The organism is Oceaniferula flava, assembly GCF_016811075.1.
GTDB lineage: Bacteria > Verrucomicrobiota > Verrucomicrobiia > Verrucomicrobiales > Akkermansiaceae > Oceaniferula > Oceaniferula flava.
This window is the reverse complement of record NZ_JAFBGL010000005.1, coordinates 50,283-74,391: the sequence shown is the minus strand read 5'-3', so window position 1 is coordinate 74,391 and position 24,109 is coordinate 50,283. Positions and strand designations below refer to the sequence as shown.

Below are 24,109 nucleotides of genomic sequence, written 5' to 3'. Positions count from 1 at the left end.
CCCCTTTTAAACACCACTACGCGAACGTTCATGCCCATCATCAAAGCTCTAACAACGTCAATCATCGTTCTTGCCTACGTCGCACCAAGCGCCATCGGTCAAGTTCCTATAGTTCCAGCCAAGACGGTGGCTCAGACCCAGTTCCCTGTTTTCGAAAATACATTCCTCTCGCGCAAGCTCTCCAACTTCCGCTTGCATCTGGAATATCAATCGGATAAACAATCTGAATTGTCCCTCACTAAGGGATTCAAGCTCCCTCTTCCCAGTGGTGCCCACACCATCGAACTAGTGTACCAGCAAAACGGGACGAGCCCTATGCAAATCAGCACATGGATCGATGGCAAAGCTTTACACGCAAACAAGGTAATTCCAAGCAGCAAGCAGACATCCTCGTCAGTCGACAAGACCTTGCGCATGGATCAAAATTTTACCATTGCAGCTTCATTCAAGACAAATGGTGATGGCACTATTTTCTCTAAATGCTCCCACGAGGGGATCGGGAGCCAAGGAAGCAAAGCCCTCTTCGTAAAAAATAAACGGCTCACTTATAATGTTGGTGGCGTAGGCACACTCCGTGGCCCTCTCGTCACCGACGGTAAAACCCACTGGGTAGTCTTACGTTCTCACGATGGTTTGATCAACATCTTCATCGACGGTCAACCCATAGGAAAAGAACAAAAATTACATTCTCGAGATGTAGCGAAGCATGTGTTCAGGATCGGTCGAGGAGACACCAATTTGATCAATTCATTGAACAAAGTTACCGTTTCCACACTCCGCTACTGGGCTCGCTCCCTTGAGGGGGCCGAATTCACCTCCTTAGTAGAAAATGAAGTCACCACTCTTAATACTCCAGATTTGAACTGGTCGGCAACCGAGCACATTGAAACTTTTAACGGACAGGGACAGATAGGTTCACCAGTCCAACTCACTCTCATTACAGGTCAAAATTTCAAACTCAAAACATCTTGGGTTCAGCCACTTGAAACCACTAAACACGCTAAACTCATCCGAGCTTGGAATAAGAAAGCTCTCGATGAAGGAAAGGCCATCTATAACAGCCACTGTATCACTTGCCACGGAGATCAACACCAAGAAGGCAGTATGCCCACTGCCCTTAAATTTCATGAATCCCCCTTTAAAAACGGCAGTGACCCTTACCGAATGTTCCAAACCTTAGATAAAGGCTACGGCATGATGGTGCCGCAGAGACAGTTTGATGCCGCGCAAAAGTACGCCGTGATCCACTACATCCGAGAAACTTTCATCAACCCCTTTAATAAAAGTCAGTATTTTGAACCTTCCGAGGCCTACTACAACAGCCTACCTCAGTCCCTCAATCTCCCCGGAATAGCAACAACTCCGAGACGGAAGCGACAAGACAAACCCTACAAGTTAATGGATTTCGGTCCAGTGCTCAATTGGACTTTCCAAATCAATCCAGGAGCCGCCAGCAAGGATAGAAATATCGCTCAGAAAGGAATCAACATTCGCCTCAATCAAGGCAAAGGCGGTATTTCTAAGGGCTCAGATTGGATGATCTATGACACGGACACCATGCGCGTCGCCACCGCATATTCCGGGGAATTTATCGATTGGCGAGGCATCGCCTTTGACGGCAGCCACGGCACCCATTCCAGTATCGCTGGCACAGCCTTATTTACAAACCCAGACATGCCCGCATGGCAACACCCAATCAAACACACATGGAAGGATACACGCATTGTTGGGCGTGACGGTCGCCGTTACGGCCCCCTACCTAAGGATTGGGTGCGCTATCTAGGTCGCTACAGATTCGGTCAACAAACCATCATCCACTATCAAATTGGCAACACCAAGATCCTCGAACTCCCCGGCCTTCTTTCTGATAAAAACCAGAAAGTATTTACCAGAACGTTGAACATAGCTGCCTCCAATCACGACCTTCTCAGCCGAATTTCCCCACCTGAAAATGGATTTTCCGTAGCACTGAAAGGTTCGCCAGGCATTTCTCTCGAGCGAAGAAAAGACGGAGTCTACCTTCACATCCCAGCTGCCACCACTCCAGCCAAAGTCATAATTGGTTTTGCCAACAAAGAAGCTTATGACCTTAGCAAATTACTTTCCCAACCTGCCGACCTCTCAGCACTCACCCATGGAGGCCCACCGAACTACCCCAAACCGGTGATCACGGCCGGAACACTAGGCAATGACGAAGCTCCCTTCGCCTATGACATAATTACAATCCCTAACAAATCTGATAACCCATGGCACTCTTGGATGCGACTCGGTGGATTTGATTTCTTTGACAACGATCCGAACCGGGCCGCTGTCTGCACTTGGCTAGGTGACGTTTGGCTAGTCGACGGTATGAACGGTAACTTCAAAGAACTCAGATGGCGACGCATTTGCACAGGCCTGTTTCAACCACTCGGTCTCAAGATTGTTGATAACACCATCTACGTCACTTGCCGAGATCAGATTGCACGCCTGCATGACCTCAATGGAGATGACGAAATCGATTACGTCGAAGCATTTAATAACGATCATCAAGTTACCGAACACTTTCATGAATTTGCCATGGGACTGCAAACCGATGCAAAAGGCAATTTCTACTACGCAAAGTCAGCCCGCCACGGTAAGAACGCCGTAGTCCCCCACCATGGCACCCTATTGAGAGTGAGCGCAGATGGATCCACAACCGATATCGTAGCAACGGGATTCCGCGCAGCTAACGGAGTGTGTGTCAACCCAGACGGCACTTGGGTCGTTACCGATCAAGAAGGCCACTGGAACCCTAAGAACCGTATTAACTATGTCAACGAAGGTGGTTTTTACGGTAATATGTTTGGCTATCACGACGTCACAGACAGCTCTGATGAGTCGATGGAACAACCTCTAGCATGGGTCACGAATGCCTTTGACCGCTCACCTGCCGAACTCCTCTGGGTACCGGAGGATGCAGCATGGGGGGCTATCAACGGCACACTTCTCAATCTGAGTTATGGCTACGGCAAAGTTTACACCGTCCCCCATGAAGTCCTGAACGGTCAGGCCCAGGGGGGGATGTGTGCTCTCCCCATCGAGGCATCCCCCTCAGGCTTGCACCGTGGCCGCTTTCATCCTGTAAACAAGCAGCTCTACGCAGCCGGCATGTTCGCCTGGGCCGGTAATCAGCAGAGCGACGGATCATTCTGTCGTATCCGAGCAACAGGAAAACCCAGCTACATGCCAATCAAAACTAACGCATCAAAAGGTAAATACACCATCACCTTTAGTGATCCACTCCCCGAAGAGACCAGTTTCCAAGTGAAGGTTTGGAATCTCAAACGCACCGCTAAATATGGATCGAAACACTACGATGAGCGTGAATTGGAAGTGACTAAGACGATGATCTCAGGCAATCAAGCGACGCTAATCATCCCCAACCTAGAACCTACATGGGGCATGGAGATCGCATGTCACCTAGGCAATAATAACCAACGGATTATCCACGCATCCATCCACGAACTCCCATAGCTCTTACTACATCAGGATGAGCAAATAAAAGAGACAGCACTGAGCTCCACACAACATATAGCAAACCAAATAATACCACCGTTCCCATCACCATTTTGATCCCAAGACACAGGTCTAACATCCATTACGGCAAAGAACCGCCCCCTTTTGTATAACACACATTACCTGATTGAAAGACACGAGCACTCTCGCTCTGGAGCGGTAGTATCGGCTGTGTTATTTTTTTAGTATATCGAAAATGAACGCATCCAGTTTGAACACGGATCTTTTTGCTGCCATTCACGACTATCTTGTCCTTGTGATTACCACCCGAATGACAATACCTCAATGAACTACTAGTTTGTCAACAAACCAGCCTATCAAACTCCCACACTTTGACTCACAACCTACTTATCATCATTTTGGGATAACCCCTCTTGAGAAGAACGGATATTAGCAGCATCGGTAAGATGACGAATCTCATCAGGGATACTGTTCCCCACCCAAACCCTGCGTCCGAGCGAACCTTCGAGAGTCATGTGAAAACGCCAGCGTCCGTCTCCGATGGCCTCTGATTTCACAGTATAGGTGCGATCTCCCTTCGGCGGAGTGAATAGACTGTCGGCCTGATTCAACGCGAGGAAGACTTCACCACGTTCGGGGCCAAGAATATTACAAACTGTTGACTTAAACTCCGCTCCGATACTCGCTATGTCAGAACCGAGATCTGGTATAGTGATTCGCACTGACCCGTCAGTGAGGTCTTCAGAGGTGGCTGATTCAGCCTCCATTTCTCGGGTTTTTTGGAGAGAGTTCTTCCAAGCTTTCTCCACTGTCGCCCTCTCTGAACCAACGATCTGTAATAGAGCCTCAAGTTTTCTGTCACTACTGAAGAGCGGTTGCCCGGCGGTTCGATTACCAGCAGCGAGGCTGAGTTCCTCTAGCAGACGTCTGGGAACAGTGATGAGATCAGATGAAGTAGAAGCGATTTTTCTGGGTGTTTTCTGATAGCTCTTCCTACGGCTCGCACGAGCAGGTTGATTACTTCTCGCTGTAAGCTTTTTCGAATCTCTCGCTGAGCTTATTGACTCAGGCTCTTCATTACGTTCTGAATGAGTCAGCAGGAACCCGACGCTTACGCCGACAGCAAACGTCACAGCGCAGGCCACGATAGTCTTGTTGATCATGAATGAAGTAAAAGAGATTGTTTCAGGCTGTCCCCGCCGAAGCGGAGACAGCAATGTTAAAGACTTTGGTAAAATATTTCCTATTCGAAAACGATATACCCGACCTGGGTAGTAGTGTGGTTCTGTTCGACATCCAGAAGCAAATCTTCGCACGCGTGCAGGCCCAGAGAGGTCGTTGTCAGTGCTGGATTACCAGATAATACGGCCCATGAGCCATCGTTGCCATCCATACCTGAGACACTGACTGCAGCTGAACTGGCAGTAGTCAGTCCACCACTTAGGGTGTAGGTGTATGGGGAAGAAGAATCCGAAAACCCTTGCACTGTGTCTGAGCCGAGGGCTGCTTCATAGGCAACACCATCGATAGCGCCGCTGCCGGCTTCTATCACGATGTAGCCGATAGTTTCATTAGCTCGAATAGAATCAGGATCTTCGCCTACGTGTTTACCAATGTTAAGGTTTGTAGCGTTTGCAGGGTTAGAATAGGAGCTTCCCATACTCCAGAACACAGACCAGTCTGGATCGTTTGCGCTCATCACCTGGCCTACAACGACAGGGTTTGAGTAGCTGTTTTGATAGCTTCGCGCCTCGGCAACCCAGCTATTTTTCTTTGCCGTCACGGTAGAAGTGAATTTGACCGCTTCCATAGTCACACCATGAACGTTCTGGGTATACACGCCTTCGTCAACAACGATGACGGAAACATCAACAGAGGTTATACCAGTTAATCCATCGGTGCGATCGATCTTCAAGTCAAAACTATTAGACGTAACATTTGTGACACGTGTCACCACAGGCGGCAATGAAGAAGTGCTGTAAATTGGAGTCGCTACGATAACTGCGGAGCTGTAACTCTGGCCCAAGGTTACGGTTGTCCAAGTAGTATTGCTCACAGCATTGATTGTCGTTCTTACCAGTTTAGGCGAAGGATTGGTTCCGAGCGAAACTACCAAATCTACCGATGACCCTTCAGCTATGTTATTACTGCCGGCTGGGCTCTGGCTAATTACATTTCCAACGGTAACCGTGTCACTATAGCTTATCGTTACCGCACCAACTAAGAGATTGTTCAGGGTGATTGAACTCTCTGCCGAACTCTGTGTAAGCCCGACGACATTTGGCACGGTGACCATGACTGGGGCATAGACCGTAATGGTCGTATCGTCTGTGATCGCATACGATACATCTATGGGGTTTCCGGCCATGTCAGTGATCGTTGCTGCTGTCGACACTTGAAGTTGCAGACTCCCTGTGCTGGTAGGGGTTACAGCCACAGCAAAAATGTGAGGCGAAATTTTTGTGATATCTTCGACCGTCATGACTGCATTTCCAGCGTTGGCAAAGTCGGCAGCATCGACCGTCGATTCATTCATATCTTCGCTGAAAGTGACCGTATAAGTTACCGTTGTATCTACTGCCACAGAAGCACCAGCTTGATCGTCGACGAAGTTATCGGAAGTTAGCAAAGGTGCCGTAAAATCAGAACCTGACACTACGCTTTCATAGGATTCTCCGAATCGAATCTCATCCATGATCACTCTATCGCTCCGTGCAAAAGTTACCGTATCAAAGGTGGATTGATCAACGATTGTCGTGAGGACCGAGATTGGAGAAGCTGGGAGAGTTAAATTGGTGTCTGGTTGGTAGAGTTCTATTCTATCGACATCTTGAGAACTGCCTCCCCAGGTAATTTTCCCAACTATTAGCCCGACATCGCCATTGCTGTAGGTGTTCGTGCCGTCCCAAGATCCCAGTATGTTTCCTGCTACTCCGTCTCCAGATGCGAAGTCTTGGAATTCGCTGGCGACGACTCGACCATTACCGTTATTGATTTTTCCAAAAACAAATCCAATGCCAGATCCACTTTGTGAACCTTCATCGTCAATCCAGTAGTTATAGTTACCACTGTTGAACTGGTGATTGGCGAGAGCGAATCCGAGTCGAGAATTGGTAAGGTTTGCTGCGTCTTCATAACCTACCAGCACGCTGAACCACAGAGTCTGTCCATAATCGAGTAAGCCATTTCCCGCGAGAGCAAAGGCACTGATCGAGCGAGCTCCTCCAAAGCGGTTACCGGTGCCGAAATCGGAAAGACTGCCGCCATTAGTCGGAAGTGAACCATAATTGTGAGGAGAAGCGCTAACCAAGGTGGTGTTGGACGCCGTCCAAGTGCCTTCAAGGCCGATCTCTGACGAACCAGCTTGTCCATTAAGACCACCAGCGAGATAATCAAATGGTTCATAGATAAGTGAGCTTGGCGCTTCAACAGTTAGAACAGTGTCATCCACAATTGCAGAAACCGTATTCAACAAATTCCCCGAGGTATCGGAAAGCTCAGCACCAGCGGGAATTTGCAGCTGGAGGGTGCCAGCATTAGTAGGCGTCACTTCTACTGTGAATACGCCTGGCGCAACTTCCGTAACAAGTCCTAGAATTATAGTTGAAGTCCCAGAATTTGAGAAATCAGAGACATCTACGCCGGCATCATCCATATCTTCACTGAAAGTAATCGTATAGGTAACGAGGTCATTCGAGGTTACCGGTTCTCCAGATTGATCATCAACAATATCAGTTGACATGATAGTTGGCGGGGTTACGTCGGGCCCAAGCGAGACGAGTAAATCAAAGGTTGTTCCAGGTGCCACCGTAGTTCCACTTGCCGGTGTCTGACTGATGATCATTCCTGCTGGAATCGTTTCGTGGTAGGCATAGCTCACTGTGCCGACCGTAAAGCTATGAGAGCTGATTATTGATTCTGCGTCGGTTATATTCATGCCGACTACTTCAGAAGTCTCAATTTGGCTTGGAAGGAGAACAGATGCTGGAGATGATGATACGGTCGTGTTTTGCGCAGGGCTGCGATCACGGGCTGAAACTGTGTAGCTATATGAGACTCCCGGTGTGAGCCCTGTATCCGTATATGATGGACTGGTCTGCCAGTCACTATCATTCCCTCCCCCGGTGGTGCAGGTGAACTTATATTCCACTCCGGCGGTATCAAATGCGGTCGCTGCTACCATGGTGACTGAGGTCCCACTGGCAGGTGTTGGAACTGAGGCAAAGCCCATGGGGTCAGGGGATGGAGGGGTGATGTCGGCACTCATTGCAACAGTTCCAAGAATCACACTCTCATAAGTCGCCCCGACACGAATCTCGTCGACCATGGGGAAATCCTTAAAGTGGAGGGCTAGAGTATCGAACTGTGTCTGATCAAGAGCCGGAATGCTGATGGCATCCATCGTTGGCAGGCCGAGGGCTAAAGTCGTATCGGGCGCATATAGTGTCAGTGTCTCCGTGGCGAGTTCATCAGCACCCCATTCGATTTTTCCAACAATGAGGGCACTGGATCTCGACGTCGCATTCAGAACTGTGTAACTATCTACTCCAGTCCGTTCGGAGTAGGCATCACCATCTCCACTATCCTTCCAGTAAGCACCTTGGATCCGCCCTTTGTCATAGGTTAAGCCGATTCCCTCGGCGGTGGAGGGAACTAAATTTTGGCGATTGCCTAAACTACCAGATTCGAACTTATTTGCATTGCAAATGGCAAGATTCAGGTCTGTATTAGCTTTATTCTGGCCAGACACATCGATAACGATGCTGAACCACAAGGTAGAACCGTCAGCCATGAGACCTGCATCAGATAGAGAAGATCCGATCGGCCGAGTCAGAGCACTCCAGGCATCGCCTTGTGCATGATTTCCAGCTGTATTTAAGATTCCCCATGTTTTACTGCCGCTTGATATCGAAGGGGTTTTTCTGGTGGAACTCCAAGCTCCACCAAAGCCAACCCCTCCGTTTTGACCGTTGATAGCGGCACCATTTGTGTAGTCGAAAGGTTCATGAAGACTGACTTCGAAAGCACTGGCTGCTGTGACGGTGATATTTACGGTAGCAATTGAGACCTGACCTTCGCTGTCGATGGCCTCAAAGCTCAAGCTATCAGATCCTGTGTAGGCTGGATCTGAAGTATATGTTAGATAGGGGGCATTACCAGCTAATGTTCCATGGGAAGGATGACTACTTAGATCATATGTTAGATCATATCCTTCAGGGTCAGAGCCTGACAGGGTGATTGGGGTTGCCGTGGACTGAGGGGCAGTAACTGACAATGGGGTCGCTGTTGGAGCGTCGTTGGTTGGCAGGCTTCCATTGGCGTCGTAGACTGTAACACTGACTGTTTGAGAGTCTTCCGTGAGTTTCCGAGAGTCTGACATGGTGACTTCGAAAAGGTATTGACCGGGTGTCCCATCAAAGTAGGCAACCGTATCCTTAGCCGCCGAGGTTCCATTCGAGGTGAAGCTAACATTACCGGCTCCGTGCACTTTTTTCCAAGTATAAACGCTATCACCATCTGCTAGATCGGTAGCAGCTACTCGCAGAGTGGTCCATTTAGATGATTGTGTTAAAGTCGTGGTGTCTGCTGTAACTGATTCGATGCTCTTAAATGAGGTTGGTGCAACAGGGTTGCTGTCGGCGGAAATGGCATCCAGAACCAATTGAGCTGCAGACCTTAGTGTGGGGTCAGTATCGACTAGGAAATCACAGAAATCTTCAATTTGAGGATTCGGGTCTACTAATTCTGATGAGCCGGCATAACTTTCCAAAATTCCCAATGCGTGGGTGTGTTCGTTCGTTAGGAGTTCCGAGTCAGCAATTATCCCCTTACTGAGTGGAACCCCTTCGGCAAAGTTATACGCCTGTAGGGCGTCCAGCCCTCCCAGACGAACGCCTGCTGAGAACATCTTATCTGCAGGTGCACGGACTTGCACCGAATCAACTAGGGCTCCGGCGACTGCTTCAACGTCAGCCCTAGTTAAATTACGATAAGTCTCAGCCAAGGTGCTTCGAGCTAGACCGTGAGGGTTAGCCGCTACGGCTCTAATTGCGGGATAAAGTAAATTCCGATCGACGCCATCAATGCCGTCGCCTCGAATAATGCCCTTATTACCGTATGCACTGCCACTATAGAAGAGCAGCATGGACAAGTGGTAATGCGCAAAATGCAAGGGGTCATCCGGGTCGAGAGGGAACAGAGGTTTAGAGGTGCTAGCGGTAGCTGCTAGTATCGTATCCAGATGCGCTAGTTTAGCTGAATTTGGCATCAAGCGCATGGCGACGGCAGAGGCAAAACGAACTTCATGATCACTGTCAGTGAGAAGGGCTGCCAAGGTCGCTGCCGCGCTTCCATCCCTTGTTTCTCCTAGTGCAAAACATGCACCCACACGTGATTCTCCGGCCTGGGTATCGTTGGCCATCGCGATCAACGTTGGGATCAAAGTAGCGTGTTCACCGGTACGAGAACCTAATTCTGTAGCAGCCTTGTCCTGAACGCTTGGGGACCAATTGGCCAGGTCTGCCAGAAGGTCGTTGGTACTTAGTGAGGACGCGTTATAACCATTGGCATAAAGCGTTTCCTCCACTTCAGTAGTGGTTAACCAACGGGTCTGATCGTGGCCACGACCAGTGATATGAAGTTGACGCAAGGGCATAGCATAGGTGAGCAGTGCTGCAGTCGACATCCATAACTCGTTCCACTGGGGGACACCACCGTTCAGTCCACCGCTCTGAGTATTCCAGTCGAAACCTCCATCCCATCTACGATTAAGATCCAGTAACCAGCTAACATCACTGAAGTGGGCGATCACTGCTTCTTCTCCGGCTACGTTGGCTCCGAGGGGGGTCCACAGCTGATTGAAATAGGCGCCGCTGTGTCCGCCTTCTCGTTCAGATGCCGAAGCTGTCGCCATTCTGGAAAAATATTTTTGTTCACCTTGCCTATCATCCATCAGAGAAAAGCAAAGGGCCGCGATCGCGCTTTTTCCGTTCCCCGAATGCCCAGAGCGCTCAGGTTCGTGTTCGCCATAAGGTATTTTCCCATAGCCTTCATACGCCGCAAAAAAAGCACTAGCTCGCTCGATCGCGGGATCGATTTCAGGGCTGTTGACCCCGCATTCCCTGGCGAGCAACAAACCTAAGAAACATGGCATACCTGCAGAGTTAACTGTTCCGTAACCCACGTTATAGGCACCATTGAGTGAGCCATCGGATGCTGGAACGGCAAGTTGATGTCCCATGGTTCCGAAATGACTTTGCCCGTTGGCTATCTGAATGGCCATGGCCTCAATAGTGGGGAGGACCAATTGGTCTTCCGTCTGAAGATAGTATTCAGTCAAAACAATCAGCTGATGCCCCAGCGTCCAAGTGATTTTGGCATTAGTGTCTATCTGGCCAGATTTCCAAAAGGCAATTTTATCTGGACTGGCGATAAGTGCACGTGCTTCCGTTTGAGCCCGTGTTTGCCTTGCCGCATTGTCTGTGTTCAAGGGGTCATTCCCTGCCAAAAGGCTTAGAGTGCCCAACGAAAACCTCCCAGAATCCTCACTGGCCATAATGAAATCCAAACCTTGCTCAAGAATGGTAGCAGACTTGGGACAATTGTAGGGTGCCGTAGCGCTGTATGCGCCAAGTGCCTGAAGCGTAATTGAAACTGTAGAGGTAGTGCCTGCTCTCCAACGCAGAAGCCTGAGTGTAGCCGGATTCTGTGCTTCGGCATCAGCGATGGCCAAAGCAAGGCTCTTGCGGGCATCTGAGCTGAAATTCACTGGGGTAGCTCCGGTTCCATCTGCCCCAAGGACAACATCATCAACGGCCAGAACACCATCAGCAGGCGACCCGGTATCGACTGAAGTAACTAAGATTTGTCGACTATCTTTAGTATTGGCCCCTTGGTGATAAACCCATCCGTGCATTCCTGTAGGTCCAAGGTTTATGTCCAGAGTAGGTGTCTCGTTCGGCACACCTCCGGTGGTTAGATCTGGAGCGGATGCATGCACGCTTGCAGAGAAAAGAGAGTAGAGAACAATGATGAAGCCCGTGATGACTGAAACGAGAGTTTTCCATTGTTCGCTTAGTGTAGTGACTTGGTTAATTATTTTCATGATGTATTGGGTTACCGTGACGTATGATGTGTTAATGGGCCAATTCATAACGCGCCGTAAGTATTGGGACCCTATGACTAAACAACATATCTGAAATAAACATAGATTATGTTATATCTCTAATAATGGTGCATTAAACACTTTGCATATCTTTCATGACAACCGTTAACCTTCTGGCTACCACCCCTCATTCTGGGAGGAAGACATGAATCAAGTTAAGCAAGGAGTTTTTGTCCAGAAAATCCAATGATTGCAGCATAAACATCCCATGAATTAGGAATGGTAAAAACTAATAATTGATTAGTATCTACCTGAAGCCTTTGGTTATTAGTTATTATCCAACTAATAAGAACCCTCCCTAAAGACGTTAGGAGGCTTGACATTCTATAACCATTATCAAATTTCCCCAGTGCCCTCGTTGATTAATAACCATATTTTGGATTGCTCAAACGTAGTCGAGCAAACTTGTAGCTTGATCAATATTAGACCAACTTCGGTTGTGAATAGCCGTGTTGGTAAGGCTTCTCAGTTAGGGCATCGGAAAAGATTTGTGAAGCAAACACCGCCGAAACATCATCCCTTAATTGGCGTGGTAACTGTAGCGATACTATTGGCGATGATACCCACCGACAAAGCGGTCGCAGATAGCACTGCTAAGACGACTTCCTCCGAGAGTGGGTCGACAGAATCTTTGGAGGGAGCACTTAAAAAACTTAAATTGCCAGGTGTTCACATCAACCTCAAGGAACATTGCGTAGATGTGGACGGCGAAATCTGTCTTGATGAAGGGCCTCTAGAGCTTCTTGCTTGTACCAAAAATAGTAAAGAGCACGAGTCCATAATTGCAGTGGGTGCAATGCCTCGACATATACACACAGCACTCCTTCTAATGGGTTCTACGCCAGGGAATCCTGCAATGCAAAAACCGTTGAGCAAACAGAACGGAACTTGGGTTCATGTCCCCCCAAGAGGTGCCCCTGTAGATGTCTTTATAGTTTTTAAGAACAAACAAGGAATTGTTGTAGAACGGCCTGTATGCGATTTAATAAAGGCTTATTCTGGGAAAAAGAAACTGCGAACAAAGCAAAAGGATAGCCAATTTCCTACAAATACATTCTTGTTCGCCGGTTCATTTCTCCGTAATCATGGTAACGGAGCTCGCAAATATCTAGCTGACATGAGCGGCCATGTGATTTCCATTGCTACCTTTGGGGATGAACTCCTTTGTTTACCTAGAGTGTATAGTCATTCTACGAACTCGCTAGAGTGGCAGATTGATGCCACACATCTCCCGGAAGTTGGGACTAAAGTTAAACTTCGCCTTCGTCCTAAGGTTGCGCCAGCCCCTGATGCAGACAAGGTAAATGAGAAACAATAAGGGGCTACGCACCGTCCATTGTATGCTGCATGCACGAAGCCATGATAATGGCAACTGTGTCTTACCAAATGCGGCGAGTCTAAATCGTTCTATATTGTATTATTCTTCGTAGGCTGCGACACGGATGAAAAGATTATTGCCATTTAATAAAGCGGAAGGAAGGGTGATGGTTACCTCTTCAGTGAAACTGCCGTTGTCTGAAGATTCATCCGATGGGGTGAACGCCGTCCAGTCATCTTCAGCCATAGTGGTAGTCCATTCATAGGTGTATGTGATACCGGTCAACGACGGAGGGCGGCGTGTGTAAGTCATGGTTCCTGTCGTTGGATCTAGGGGAATCGAGATTGGATTGGCTGAGTTGCCATTGGTAGGGTCAAGTCCCCAGATCAGCTCCTCTCTGTTGGATACCCCATCTTTATCAAAGTCAGCACTTGGATCCTCAAGATCAGCTGGTGCGTAGATGGAAGCCCATACGTCATAATCTGAGCCTCCGGCTTCAGCACCAATGACGGCTTCGTATGTCGCGCCAAAGCGGATCTCATCATAGATCTGATCACCATTGGAATTTCGCTGAGTGAAGCTGATGGTGTCTATTAATGATTGGTCAAATCCGGATACGCTATGAGTGACTCCTGCATCTAAGGAGGTTAGGTCATCCATCGCAGGTGTGTAGATTGTAATCGTTTCATCATCCCCAGTCGTGGCCCCCCATTCGATCTTTCCGACGACTAGGATGGGGGTCGTGTAGTCAATGGTAATGCTGCCGCCAGTGCTTCCATTTCCTCCATTAAGCCAGCCTGCAGCGCTGATGCTCTTTGTTCTGGTAATGACGCCGAGTCCATTCCCAGAATTATTCATTTTGGTGCCGTTGTATGCTCCATCAATTCTGTCTGTACCAAAGGAAAACCCGCCCTTTTCGTTTGATGAGTCTCCCGATGTCTTCACAAAGACATAGCTGAACCATAGAGTTGCGCCGTCATTGAGTAAGCCGTAATCGCCGAGTGTAGATTTTGTGGTAACCCACGCATCTGTCCCTCCGGTGTTAGGGAGGTTCAGCTGGCCTCCGGAGGTGGGTAAGTCTCCATATGTTATAGTCGGGGTTTCTGCGATGCTCGGATTGTTGTTTGAATTCCAACTATTCAAACCTTCTCCTCCTGACACACCGCTGAGTGATCCGCCAGTTTGCGCAAAGGGCTCATAGATCAAAGCTCCGTTTGGAATTGGAGGCGCTTCATCAGTGACTGCCGATTCTGCAGGTGAGGGAGCACTTGTATTGGCTGCCGAAGCTTTGTCACGCGCCATCACCGTGTATGAGTAGGTTGTTAGCGGATCTAATCCAGAATCAATGTAAACCGTGCTATCTTGCCATCCACTGTCCGAGCCTCCAGGGTGGCCACTTGTTTCCGTGAAGTAGTATTCCACACCGTTAGGGTCAGTAACGGCAGCCGCCGTCATCGTGATACTATGATGCGATATTGCAGTGGGCTGCGTTTCAAATGAAGGAGTAGGTGGGGCAATGATGTCAACAGCTTGAGTTGTGGCTGGAGATGCTGGTGTTGACGCATTTGTGCTATTTTGATCAGGGCTTTTGTCTCGCGCTGTTACGGTATAACTGTAGGTGGTTTCAGGATTTAGCCCTGTGTCAGTATAGGTTGGGCTGTCTTGCCATTCACTGTTAGTTCCACCTGGATTTCCCGAGGTTTCTTCAAAATAATACTCTACGCCACTCGGATCGCTCGCCGTATTGGCAGTCATTGTGATGCTACTATCACCCAATGCGGATGGGGCTGAGGACCAAGTCATTGGGTCAGGTGTAGGTGCGGTTGTATCTGCCACCATTAGATCACTGGCGATCACATCCGCATAACTTGCTGCGAACCGGATCTCATCAATTTTTGGGGAGCCTGCGTTTTTCCCACCAAAGGAGACGACTCTGAACTTAGATTGGTCAAGCACGGCTGATGTCGAGGAAACAGGAGTAGAAGGCATACTGAAATCATTGCCCGGCAGGAAAACTTCGATGGTGTCCGCCGATGCCTCATCTGCTCCCCAAGTGATTTTCCCCACTACAAGCCGAGTAGTATTGTTAGGTATACTGCTTGAGCTGGAGCCTGTGGAACGGTTTGGAGTCCAAGTGGCTGCCTGTGGAGATGAGCCTTGATGGAGGTTCACACCGATGCCTTCACCGTCATCTTCTATTCCATCAAAATAATCGCTCCGGTCTGTGCCGAGGGAGAAAACAACGGCGGTATTAGAGCTTGATGTGTTGTTGGTTAGAAAGCTAAACCAAAGCTCAGCTCCATCATTGAGCAAACCTGCCTCGGCAAGCTCTGGGCGAAGCAGCGCACCTGTGGTCGTGTTACTCCCATTATTGTAAACTTGATTGCCAGAGGTGGGCAATAATCCATAGCTCATACTGCCTGATGCAACATGCAGGCCACCAATCCATCTCCCTACAAGACCAGCACCAACATGGTTTTCGTAAAGTGATGAGTCCGAATCCTCAAATGATTCGTAGACGTAGGCATTACCCGGAGACGGGCCGTCTAGGTTGATGGATGTCACGGTGGGCGTAGCGGATCCATTAGTTGGCACAACGCTATAGCTCACTGTGCCGGATGTGGGTGGCGCGGTATCCACGAAGCTTGTTTCGGTGCCAGTCAAGGTTGATATCAGGGCTCCGTCACGACGAATTTCAATACCTGTGTATCCGAGATTGTTGACCCAGCGAAGTTTTACGCTGGTTTGCGTGCGATAAGCTTCCAGATCAGTGATTCCGGCATCGAACGTGAGCGTCAGCGGCGGGCAGGGTGTCCCGGATTTGGTAAAAATCAGTTCATATTCGATTACGCCTGGCTGCGCAGTGGTGTCGAGGAAGGATGATGTGCCAGTAGATACAGCAGCTGCGATGGTGGTGCCGTGACGATTCACTCCCACACTTGTTAGAGCGTCAGATCCATTTTCCCAGCTAAGATTGACTCCTGACCCGTCACCGTTCGCTTTCAAGCGGTAGGGACAACGAGGTTTCACCATCAACGACATGGCATCAGCCATTGCTTTACCAATGTTGAGGTAGCTCTTGGCATTTCTGTTCCAGTGGTAGCCTTGGTCTGCTGGTGAATTTTCAGCCAGCTGCCAGAAGGACAAACCGTCATAACTGGCACGTGTATCGATGGCTGCGACATTTCCAGCAAATGCTGGATAGGCAGCTACATCGGCCATTTTCAGCTGGGCTTTCTCTACTTTGGTATAAGTAATCCATGGGTCTTGCGCAGCAGAGGCGATGACAAAAGGCAGATTCGGAGCACCGAGGTCTGTCCGCATGTCATTGATGAAATTTACCATGTTTGTCTCGTAGGCATTGCTGAAGCCTGAGTCGATCCGATCGTTCCAGCCCTGATGCCAGCAGAAACCGGCAATTTCATAACCACCACCATCATAGTCAGGAAAGTAGGTCGTTAAGTTATCGGTGACAGCACTAACAGCTTCGAGGACTTGCTGATAGAAATACCCTGGATCACCAGACTCAGTTGGTGTGGGATAAGGGCCGGAACTTGGGGGAAGAAAATCGAGCCCTAAACTCTTACCACCCCAAGCGGCTTTGATAATAAGCACTTGCTCTTCATATAAATCGCCAACGGCATGGCCGAAGCCAAGTTCAGGGCCGATGAGGTCGGTGAGCCCTGCTGCAGTATCTCCTCCGTAGCCAGCAGTCAATCCCCCTCTGGATGCAAATCGTTCTTGAATCCATACATCATCACGCACCACCCAGTCCCCCGAGCCATCTACGAGGTGTTGATATTCCGCCTTAGGGTCGTTTGCGACGAGATATTCCAGTGTTCCAGGTTTACTTTGTGGAGATATCTCCCCCTGGCCGACCATATTAGATTGGCCGACTAGGATGAAAATTTTCAACGGACTGCTCCCTGCTTGCTCAGCACAAAGCTCCGAACTCAGAGCAAAAAAGACAGTCAGGAAAACCGGAATAGCGGTGTAGCGCAAGCGGGCGAAATGGTTATGGATCATTGTGTTTTAAAGCCGTTAGACTACCCCTCTGAGGGAAGCTTCGGAGGGGATATGTTTAATTGAAAGCCTAGGAAGATTTTTCGTAGATCCTAAGGTTAGATGCGACGACGCAAGATCAATGCTAGCCCTCCCAAACCAAGCAAAGCGGTTGCTGAGGGTTCTGGTACTGTGACGACAACATCACTGTAGGATGCCCCAAGGCGTATCTCATCAATAATCGGTGCATCCTGTTTACCAGAAAAGGCCAAAGTGTCGAAAGTTGATTGATCATACACTCCGCTGATTGAAGAAATGCTAGAGCCAAGAACGAGGTCAGTCCCGGGCATAAAGAGGTCCAACGTATCATCCGATGCACCGTCCAAACCCCAAGTAATTCTACCAACTATCAAGTGAACAGTACTGTAAGCGATCGAGGTCTCAGCACCTTTAGCCTGGGATCCGCTTGTGTATGTTGTCGCGCTAATCTGGTTTCCTCTGCTATTGCCGATATGAACCCCAAGACCGTTCCCACTGCTATTCATCGAGCCTGACCCAGAATTTGTTCCATCAGTGCCTAGGGAGAACATAAAGCGATTGTTGCTGTCTTCTGTTGATTGTTCTACAAGAAAACTAAACCACAGCTCTGCGCCATCATCCATCAATCCTGCACCGTCTAGTGCTGCATAGGGATTGGCGCTGTAGCCAGTGCGACCATTCTCAGATGTACTCAACCCCACATGATTTCCTTTGGTTGCCAGTGATCCATAGCTAAGATCTCCGGAACGGATTTCAAGACGTCCAGCTCCGTCATAGCCATTCCAATTTCCTGCCAAACCACTACCGGTTGCCTTTCCATTCAATGAATCGCCGACATCAGTTACGTCGAAAGGCTCGTAAACAACAGTTGCCGCGTGTGCTCCAGCGATCCCAGCTAAGTGAATCAATGGCATTGTGAGTATTGCAGTTAATTTATACATGGTGTTGATATTCTTGTTTGTTCCTTGATGGACGATCAGGGCAGAAATTTTTACCTCTAATCGCTCCAACTAGGAGCTACATCCTTTCTGTGATCTCACACTTGAACAACATATATATATCTTGACGACCATTCCTAATTATGGGAGGAGTTAGTCTAACATGTCTGAATTTCAAGTAATTACCGCAGCTGAACAAGTGGCTACTCACCTGCGTAACGAACTCGCACGAGGAGCTTGGGTCGGGGTGCTACCGGGCAGTAACAGATTAGCAGAACTCCTTGGGGTTGGGCACGGTACAATCGATACCGCACTGGGCATATTGGAGAAAGACGGTCTGATAGTCCCTCAGGGCGTGGGACGTCGCCGCCGCATCGTATCAGGAGGGAAACAGAACACCCCTTCGCTACAGATTAAAATTTTACTCTATGAAAAAAGTGATGGCAGTAGCCACTATATTGTTGATCTTTTCCACAGGCTTCATGAGGCAGGGCATCAGGCAGCATTCACAGAGAAAAGTTTATTAGATATGAAAATGGATACAAGTCGGATTAAACGACATGTCAAAAATACCACGGCAGACGCCTGGATTGTGTTTGGCGGCTCAAGATCCGTTCTGGAATGGTTTGCTAAGCGACCTGAACCCGTATTTGCTCTCGCTGGCCGACGTCGTTCCGTTGAGATTGCTGGATGTGGACCGGACAAAGTGATGGCGCAAACAGCCATTCTGAAGAAACTGGTTGGATTTGGGCATCGCCGCATCGTGATCTTATCGCGCGAGGAGCACCGTGTGCCCAGACCAGGCCATTTTGAGCAAAGCTTTCTTGAACAAATGGCCGCCCACGGTCTTCCGGTAGGTCAATATAATTTGCCGAACTGGAGTAATGACCCAGGAGGGTTACAGGATTGCTTGGATTCTCTATTTGCCACGACGCCTCCTACTGCAATGTTTATCGAAGAAATGCCTATATTTGTCGCTGCCTCTCAACATCTTGCGCAACGTGGCATTTCAGCTCCGCGCAATATTTCAATGGTTTGCGGCGATCCGAACCCAGCCTTCGACTGGTGTCGGCCAACCGTGGCCCATATCAAGTGGGATCCACGCCTATTGGTGCGCCGTATCGTAAAATGGGTGAACAATGTTGCGCAAGGCAAGCAGGACCTGAGCCAGAACTCTATCAGATCAGTCTTTGTTGATGGCGGAACAATTGGGCCTGCGCCGAGAGATTCCTAGTCATTTACAGCAGAGCTTATTTGCTGGGGCTTCGGTATTTGACAAAGCCGGTAAACAGCGACGCCATGCACACTGTTCTACTTTTTCCTGTTTCGAGCGCGAGTCCGCTGTTGTTTCATAAACGCATCAACTGCGGATGGAGTGTCCCGGTCGACGAAGGCTTGTAGCGCGGGGTCATGGGTCTTCGCCATTTGCGCTTTGAGCTCGGACCGCATTTCCGAGATTTGGTCCTTATATTCCGGATCTGCAATCAAGTTGTGTAAAGCGTCAGGGTCCTTCTCGAAATCGTAAAATTCCTCTAATACTCGGTGCTCAAATAAAGCGACACGGGCAGCTATGGCTGGGTCCGATTTTCCCGCTTGCTGCATCGATCTGAAAGCAAGCCCGCTTGTGGAATCCATGCGCATCGCTCCAGTTCGATTTGCCCAGAAGTTAATCAGGTAGCCATATCGCCTGCCCTGCACAGCACGCATAGGGTATTGGCTTCTGGAGTAAGTCTCGTGAAACTGGGTAAAGGCATACTTTCGTGTTGTTTGCTTCTTGCCATGGAGCACTGGCAGAAAACTGGTGCCGTCCATACCAGCGGCGGATTTCAGTCCAATCGCATCGAGTACAGTTGGCATGTAGTCGATTCCCGAGATCACGTGTTCGGAATCCACAGATCCGGGAGTCACATGTCCGGGCCATTTGACAATCCACGGCGTCTTCGTGCTGTTGAGATAACAATTGGCTTTAGCGAAGGGGGTTGCCATACCGTTATCGCTAATGAACATGACCATGGTATTTTCAGCTAGGCCGGACTCTTCTAACGCGCTCATCACAGCACCAACGGATTGATCACCGCGATGAACTGATGTGAAGTATTGCGCGATCTCCTTCCGAATTTCAGGAAGGTCGGGGAGGAATTGAGGTACTGATATTTCATCTTCTCTGATCCAACGAGTGACCTTGGGCAAATTGGCCCCCCAGCTCTTTTTCTCCTGCTCACTCCCAGCGAAAGGCCGGTGAGGGTCATGAATGTTGGCCATCAGGAAAAACGGTTTTCCTTGGCGCTTGGCCATCGAGATAAATGCATTTGCAAACGAGTAATATTTTTCAGGCGACCTTCCGATTCCAGCACCGGAGGATAGCTGGGACTCTGTGATATAATAGTCCCAACAATATTTGTGTTTAGGCTTCAAGTGCACTTCCTTGCCGAGGATGCCATTAACATAACCGGATGATTTCAGGTATTCCTGCAATGTTGGAATCTCTTCATTGATTGGTTGGAATCCCTTGGCTCCATTGCGGTGCGGATAGCATCCCGTCATGACAGACTGTCTGGATGGTTGGCAGACCGCAATATTGACATGCGCGTGATTAAACTTCATCCCCTCTGCCGCAAGGCGATCAATGTTGGGCGTGATTTTTGAAACCTTGCACCCGTAGGCTCCGACGGAGTTGTAGTTGAGATCATCTGCTGTGATCAGAATAATGTTTGGTTTTCGAACGATGTCGGGAGCTCCCATCGCGTGTGGAAGGGTGCTCAGCAGAAGCATGAGAATGCCTATTGGAAGTATTTCGTGGAGAGGAAGGTGGCGTTGCATTGAACTTGGAGCTCTAGTTAATACTAATAAAGGGAATAATAATTTCTGCAGTGAGCTGTGATAACAGATTATCTATCTGCTCAAGATTTACGAACTACATCGGGTTTCTTGATTGTCTCAACCGTACCATCATTTGCATTATGGCTGAACCCTGATCGGGCCAGGATGATTGATCTGTTGAGCTCCGGAAGAGGCTCCAGGCATTTCGCTTTTTGTTTTCTTGTTCCTTGCTTCTTTACTGCCTCGGCTTGGTTTGAGGTTTTTGGGTAAAGTATCGCCCGTCTGCTCAGTCCAGATTTTAAGCTGCTTCCGCATGGTCTTGAGAATCGTCTCGTTTTCAGGGTTGTCTGCTAGATTCGTTAATTGTTCAGGATCTTTCCCAACATGGTATAGCTCTTCTTCCGGGCAGGGATTTTGGAAAATATTCATCTGAGCCTTTGTTAACGTGCCGGCTTGATGAGCGGCTTTCAATTCTTTTCCAGCTCCTCCTATGTATGCCTCTACGCAGAGGTTTTGTTGATCGGGGACATTGTTACGAATATACAGCCAGTCACCCATGCGAACGAGTCGCTCATGGCTACGGTAAACATGCCAATTGTGTTCAGCAAAAACAAGGTCACGGACAGTGGCTTTGGGATTTTTCATAATAGGTGTTAGGCTGACACCTTGGATGCGCTCGCTTTTTGGAACCTTAGCGAGATCAAGAACTGTGGCTGACACATCGATGGAGCTGATCAGGCTACTGCTGACTCCGGTTTTGGTTCCTTTGGGGTAATGTATGATAAATGGCGTTTTAATACCGCTGTCATAAAGCCGCGTTTTGCACCGGGGAAAAGGGCGGCCATTATCCGCCATGACGATGATGACCGTATTTTCGAGAACATTCTGTCGCTCAAGTTCTTCAACGACTAAGCCGATATAGTGGTCGAAGCGACTAATTTCGTGGTAGTATCCAGCCAGGTCTCGACGCGTTTCCGGGCCGTTAACCATGTATGGGGGAACAATGACGTCTTCAGGTTGGTAAGTTGGCGTTCCTGGTCTGATCGCCCAATCCCTGTGGGCGTCCGATGATGCATACCAACAGAAAAAAGGTATGTTTTTAGGGCGATTTTGCAAAATACTCACCCAGTCTTCTTCTAAACCAGCCCCCTTGCCACGTGATATTTTACTAAAGGCGATATTTGCAGATTTGCCCATGTGGTGCTTCCCGGAAAGAGCGGTGTAATACCCCGCATCTTTAAGTAACAGGGGGAAGAGTGATGGGTTTTCAGGTAAGGTGGTGTGCAACTCGGCTGCACCAGTATTATGGGGGTAGCGTCCGGTAATGATACTGCATCGGCTTGGACTACAACTACTTGACGTTAGATAAGCGTTATTGAAACGCATACCATTGCTTGCCAATCGGTCTATGTGGGGCGTTTTAATTGTCGGGTGTCCATAGCAGCCAAGATCTTCATATGAAATATCATCAGCGATAAAAAAGACGAAGTTGAGTGGACTTGATGCTTTATCCGCATGGACGAGCGCTGCGGAGAATATAAATGCCCGCAACGAAGTTAGGAATTGGTGATTCATGATATATAATAAATTGCCTGGCTGTGTATCGCTTAATACAACCTGCGCTGTTTACTTATTGTATTTCCCATGTGTAAGGAGCATGGGAAATGAGTTCGTTGCCCCCAGGAGTCACATGCACGACATCTTCAATTCGACAACCGCCCAGGCCTAAGTAATAAAGCCCAGGTTCTACGGTGATGACATGCCCCTCCTTGAATTTCCATGGCGCTTTCGATCGCATGAATGGGTTTTCATGGATTTCAAGGCCGACCCCATGACCAAGAGCATGAAAAAACCCTTTCACGTTCTCGCTGTCTCTCACTGTTTCGTAGCCCTCTTTATCAAAAAATGCCTGTACCGCATCATGCACCTCCCCGCCGACTTGACCTGGCTTAATCATACTGATCGCTAGCTCGTGACCTTTTTTAACAGTTCTCACTAGTCGCCGTTGTGCGTCACTGGCTTGGCCCTTGAGGAAAGTCCGCGTCATATCTCCCCAATAGTGGTCGTCAATCCTCTGAGGAAAGATATCTACGACTATCAACTGATTAGCAAGGATAGGGCCGTAACCGGTGTTGTGGTTGTCGTGTACCTGATCGCCACAGGACGCAATTGTATGCAACGCCACGGCACCTTCATCGAGAGCCGCATGGCTAATCAGCTCCCTGAGGCGCTCTGACGTAAGGACCTTGCCTTGGTGGACAAGCTGCCCGCGCACAATCTTGGATTCAGTGAGGGTTTTGTGGACGACTCGAAAGCCTGCTTCGCTTGCTCGATTCCCCCTGCGCAATGATTCCACTTCCGAGGTTTTTTTAATTTCACGCTCAGGGCAAACCCCTCCGTTTTTGTCTGCTTGGATTTCCACCCCCGCTTGTTGAAGCTCAAGTGCAAGACCGGCTGGGAATCGTTCGCCGATACGAAATCTAGGGATCTGATAAACCTCCGCTAGATGTATGATCATTTGACTGAGACTCGCCTGCTGGCCTTTTGGTAATTTGAAATGTCGCGCAGCATCATCGTTGACTTTGTTCACAAGTAGGATTTCGTCCAGGTCTGACTCGGCTACCATCCTCCCATATTCCGACGAGTGAACCACACCCACTTTCATTTGGCCTATTGAAAACGCAATGTAGGGATCGAGCGCTTTGAAACCGCTGAAATAGAGTAAATCTGGATCGTTCGAATCTGCATGAAAGAGGATTGATTCTGCATGCGTAGGCATATTTTGAGGGCTCTTTAAATTTGTTTGGGTCATATTGAACGAATGGTGGATTGGGCTTGGGAGGCAACATGCTGCGGATTACCAACACGAGGCACGCGAGATCTCAAAACCATTTATCACCTAGACTTTTACTAGCCGCCCTCGGCTCACAAGAGATTTATTCATGCCCACCCATCCTTAAATTGGATAGTTGCAATAAAACTCTACTCATAGCGTTTATCGCCGATGACTTTCAATTGTTCCCGATAGCCTAATAAACAACGAAGCAGAGTACGCCAAACCAGGCTACTAACAGCGAGTAAATGGCTCACTTTTGTAACGCTCTTTAAACGTCAATGACAACATCATGTAAGCTTCATCCAGAGAGCTTCCGAAGAGCATTGTAGAACTCGATATGGGCCCTATTTATAGGAGTGATCTTCCAATTTCACACCTCACTGAGCTTCGATCATTTCTCTGGTTTTCATGAGCTCATACTCATAGCCAATCAATTACGCCTCCGTCGTCTGCTACATGATCCAAGTCCGCCAGGCGCCCCTTCTTAAGTG

10 protein-coding genes are annotated in these 24,109 nt (G+C 48.7%); 3 read left to right on the top strand and 7 right to left on the bottom strand.

What is annotated here, in order from left to right:
• Window positions 1-30 precede the first annotated feature (30 nt).
• A complete protein-coding gene (locus tag JO972_RS08815; protein WP_309489668.1) occupies window positions 31-3,498 on the top strand; it encodes a DUF6797 domain-containing protein in 3,468 nt (1,155 codons plus the stop codon).
• Window positions 3,499-3,884: 386 nt separating this feature from the next.
• Here the strand turns inward: JO972_RS08815 and JO972_RS08810 are convergent, their stop codons facing one another.
• Complete coding sequence (locus tag JO972_RS08810; protein WP_309489667.1) at window positions 3,885-4,664, bottom strand: hypothetical protein; 780 nt, start codon at window positions 4,662-4,664, stop codon at window positions 3,885-3,887.
• A gap of 80 nt (window positions 4,665-4,744) precedes the next feature.
• Window positions 4,745-11,605: a DUF6288 domain-containing protein gene (locus tag JO972_RS08805; protein ID WP_309489666.1), complete on the bottom strand. Its 6,861-nt coding sequence runs from the start codon at window positions 11,603-11,605 to the stop codon at window positions 4,745-4,747.
• A 550-nt stretch (window positions 11,606-12,155) separates the two neighbouring features.
• Here JO972_RS08805 and JO972_RS08800 point away from each other — a divergent pair.
• Window positions 12,156-12,983: a YdjY domain-containing protein gene (locus JO972_RS08800; protein WP_309489665.1), complete on the top strand. Its 828-nt coding sequence runs from the start codon at window positions 12,156-12,158 to the stop codon at window positions 12,981-12,983.
• Window positions 12,984-13,082: 99 nt separating this feature from the next.
• On the opposite strand, the gene JO972_RS08795 is transcribed toward JO972_RS08800, so the two are convergent.
• Window positions 13,083-17,009: a sialate O-acetylesterase gene (locus tag JO972_RS08795; protein WP_309489664.1), complete on the bottom strand. Its 3,927-nt coding sequence runs from the start codon at window positions 17,007-17,009 to the stop codon at window positions 13,083-13,085.
• A 95-nt stretch (window positions 17,010-17,104) separates the two neighbouring features.
• Window positions 17,105-17,965, bottom strand: a complete 861-nt coding sequence (locus JO972_RS08790; protein WP_309489663.1) for a PEP-CTERM sorting domain-containing protein — start codon at window positions 17,963-17,965, stop codon at window positions 17,105-17,107.
• Window positions 17,966-18,125: 160 nt separating this feature from the next.
• Here JO972_RS08790 and JO972_RS08785 point away from each other — a divergent pair, with 160 nt between their 5' ends.
• Window positions 18,126-19,196, top strand: coding sequence for a substrate-binding domain-containing protein (locus JO972_RS08785; RefSeq protein WP_309489662.1), 1,071 nt, complete (start codon window positions 18,126-18,128; stop codon window positions 19,194-19,196).
• A 77-nt stretch (window positions 19,197-19,273) separates the two neighbouring features.
• Here JO972_RS08785 and JO972_RS08780 read toward each other — a convergent pair whose 3' ends face one another.
• The 3 genes from JO972_RS08780 to JO972_RS08770 form a co-directional block, all read right to left on the bottom strand.
• On the bottom strand, window positions 19,274-20,734 hold the full coding sequence (locus JO972_RS08780) for a sulfatase family protein (RefSeq protein ID WP_309489661.1): 1,461 nt from the start codon (window positions 20,732-20,734) through the stop codon (window positions 19,274-19,276).
• Between the two features lie 186 nt (window positions 20,735-20,920).
• The gene (locus tag JO972_RS08775) at window positions 20,921-22,357 is read right to left on the bottom strand and encodes a sulfatase family protein (RefSeq protein WP_309489660.1); all 1,437 of its coding nucleotides are present in this window, start codon (window positions 22,355-22,357) and stop codon (window positions 20,921-20,923) included.
• Between the two features lie 55 nt (window positions 22,358-22,412).
• Entirely contained in the window at window positions 22,413-23,594 is a 1,182-nt protein-coding gene (locus JO972_RS08770; protein ID WP_309489659.1) for a M24 family metallopeptidase, read from the bottom strand.
• Window positions 23,595-24,109 lie beyond the last annotated feature (515 nt).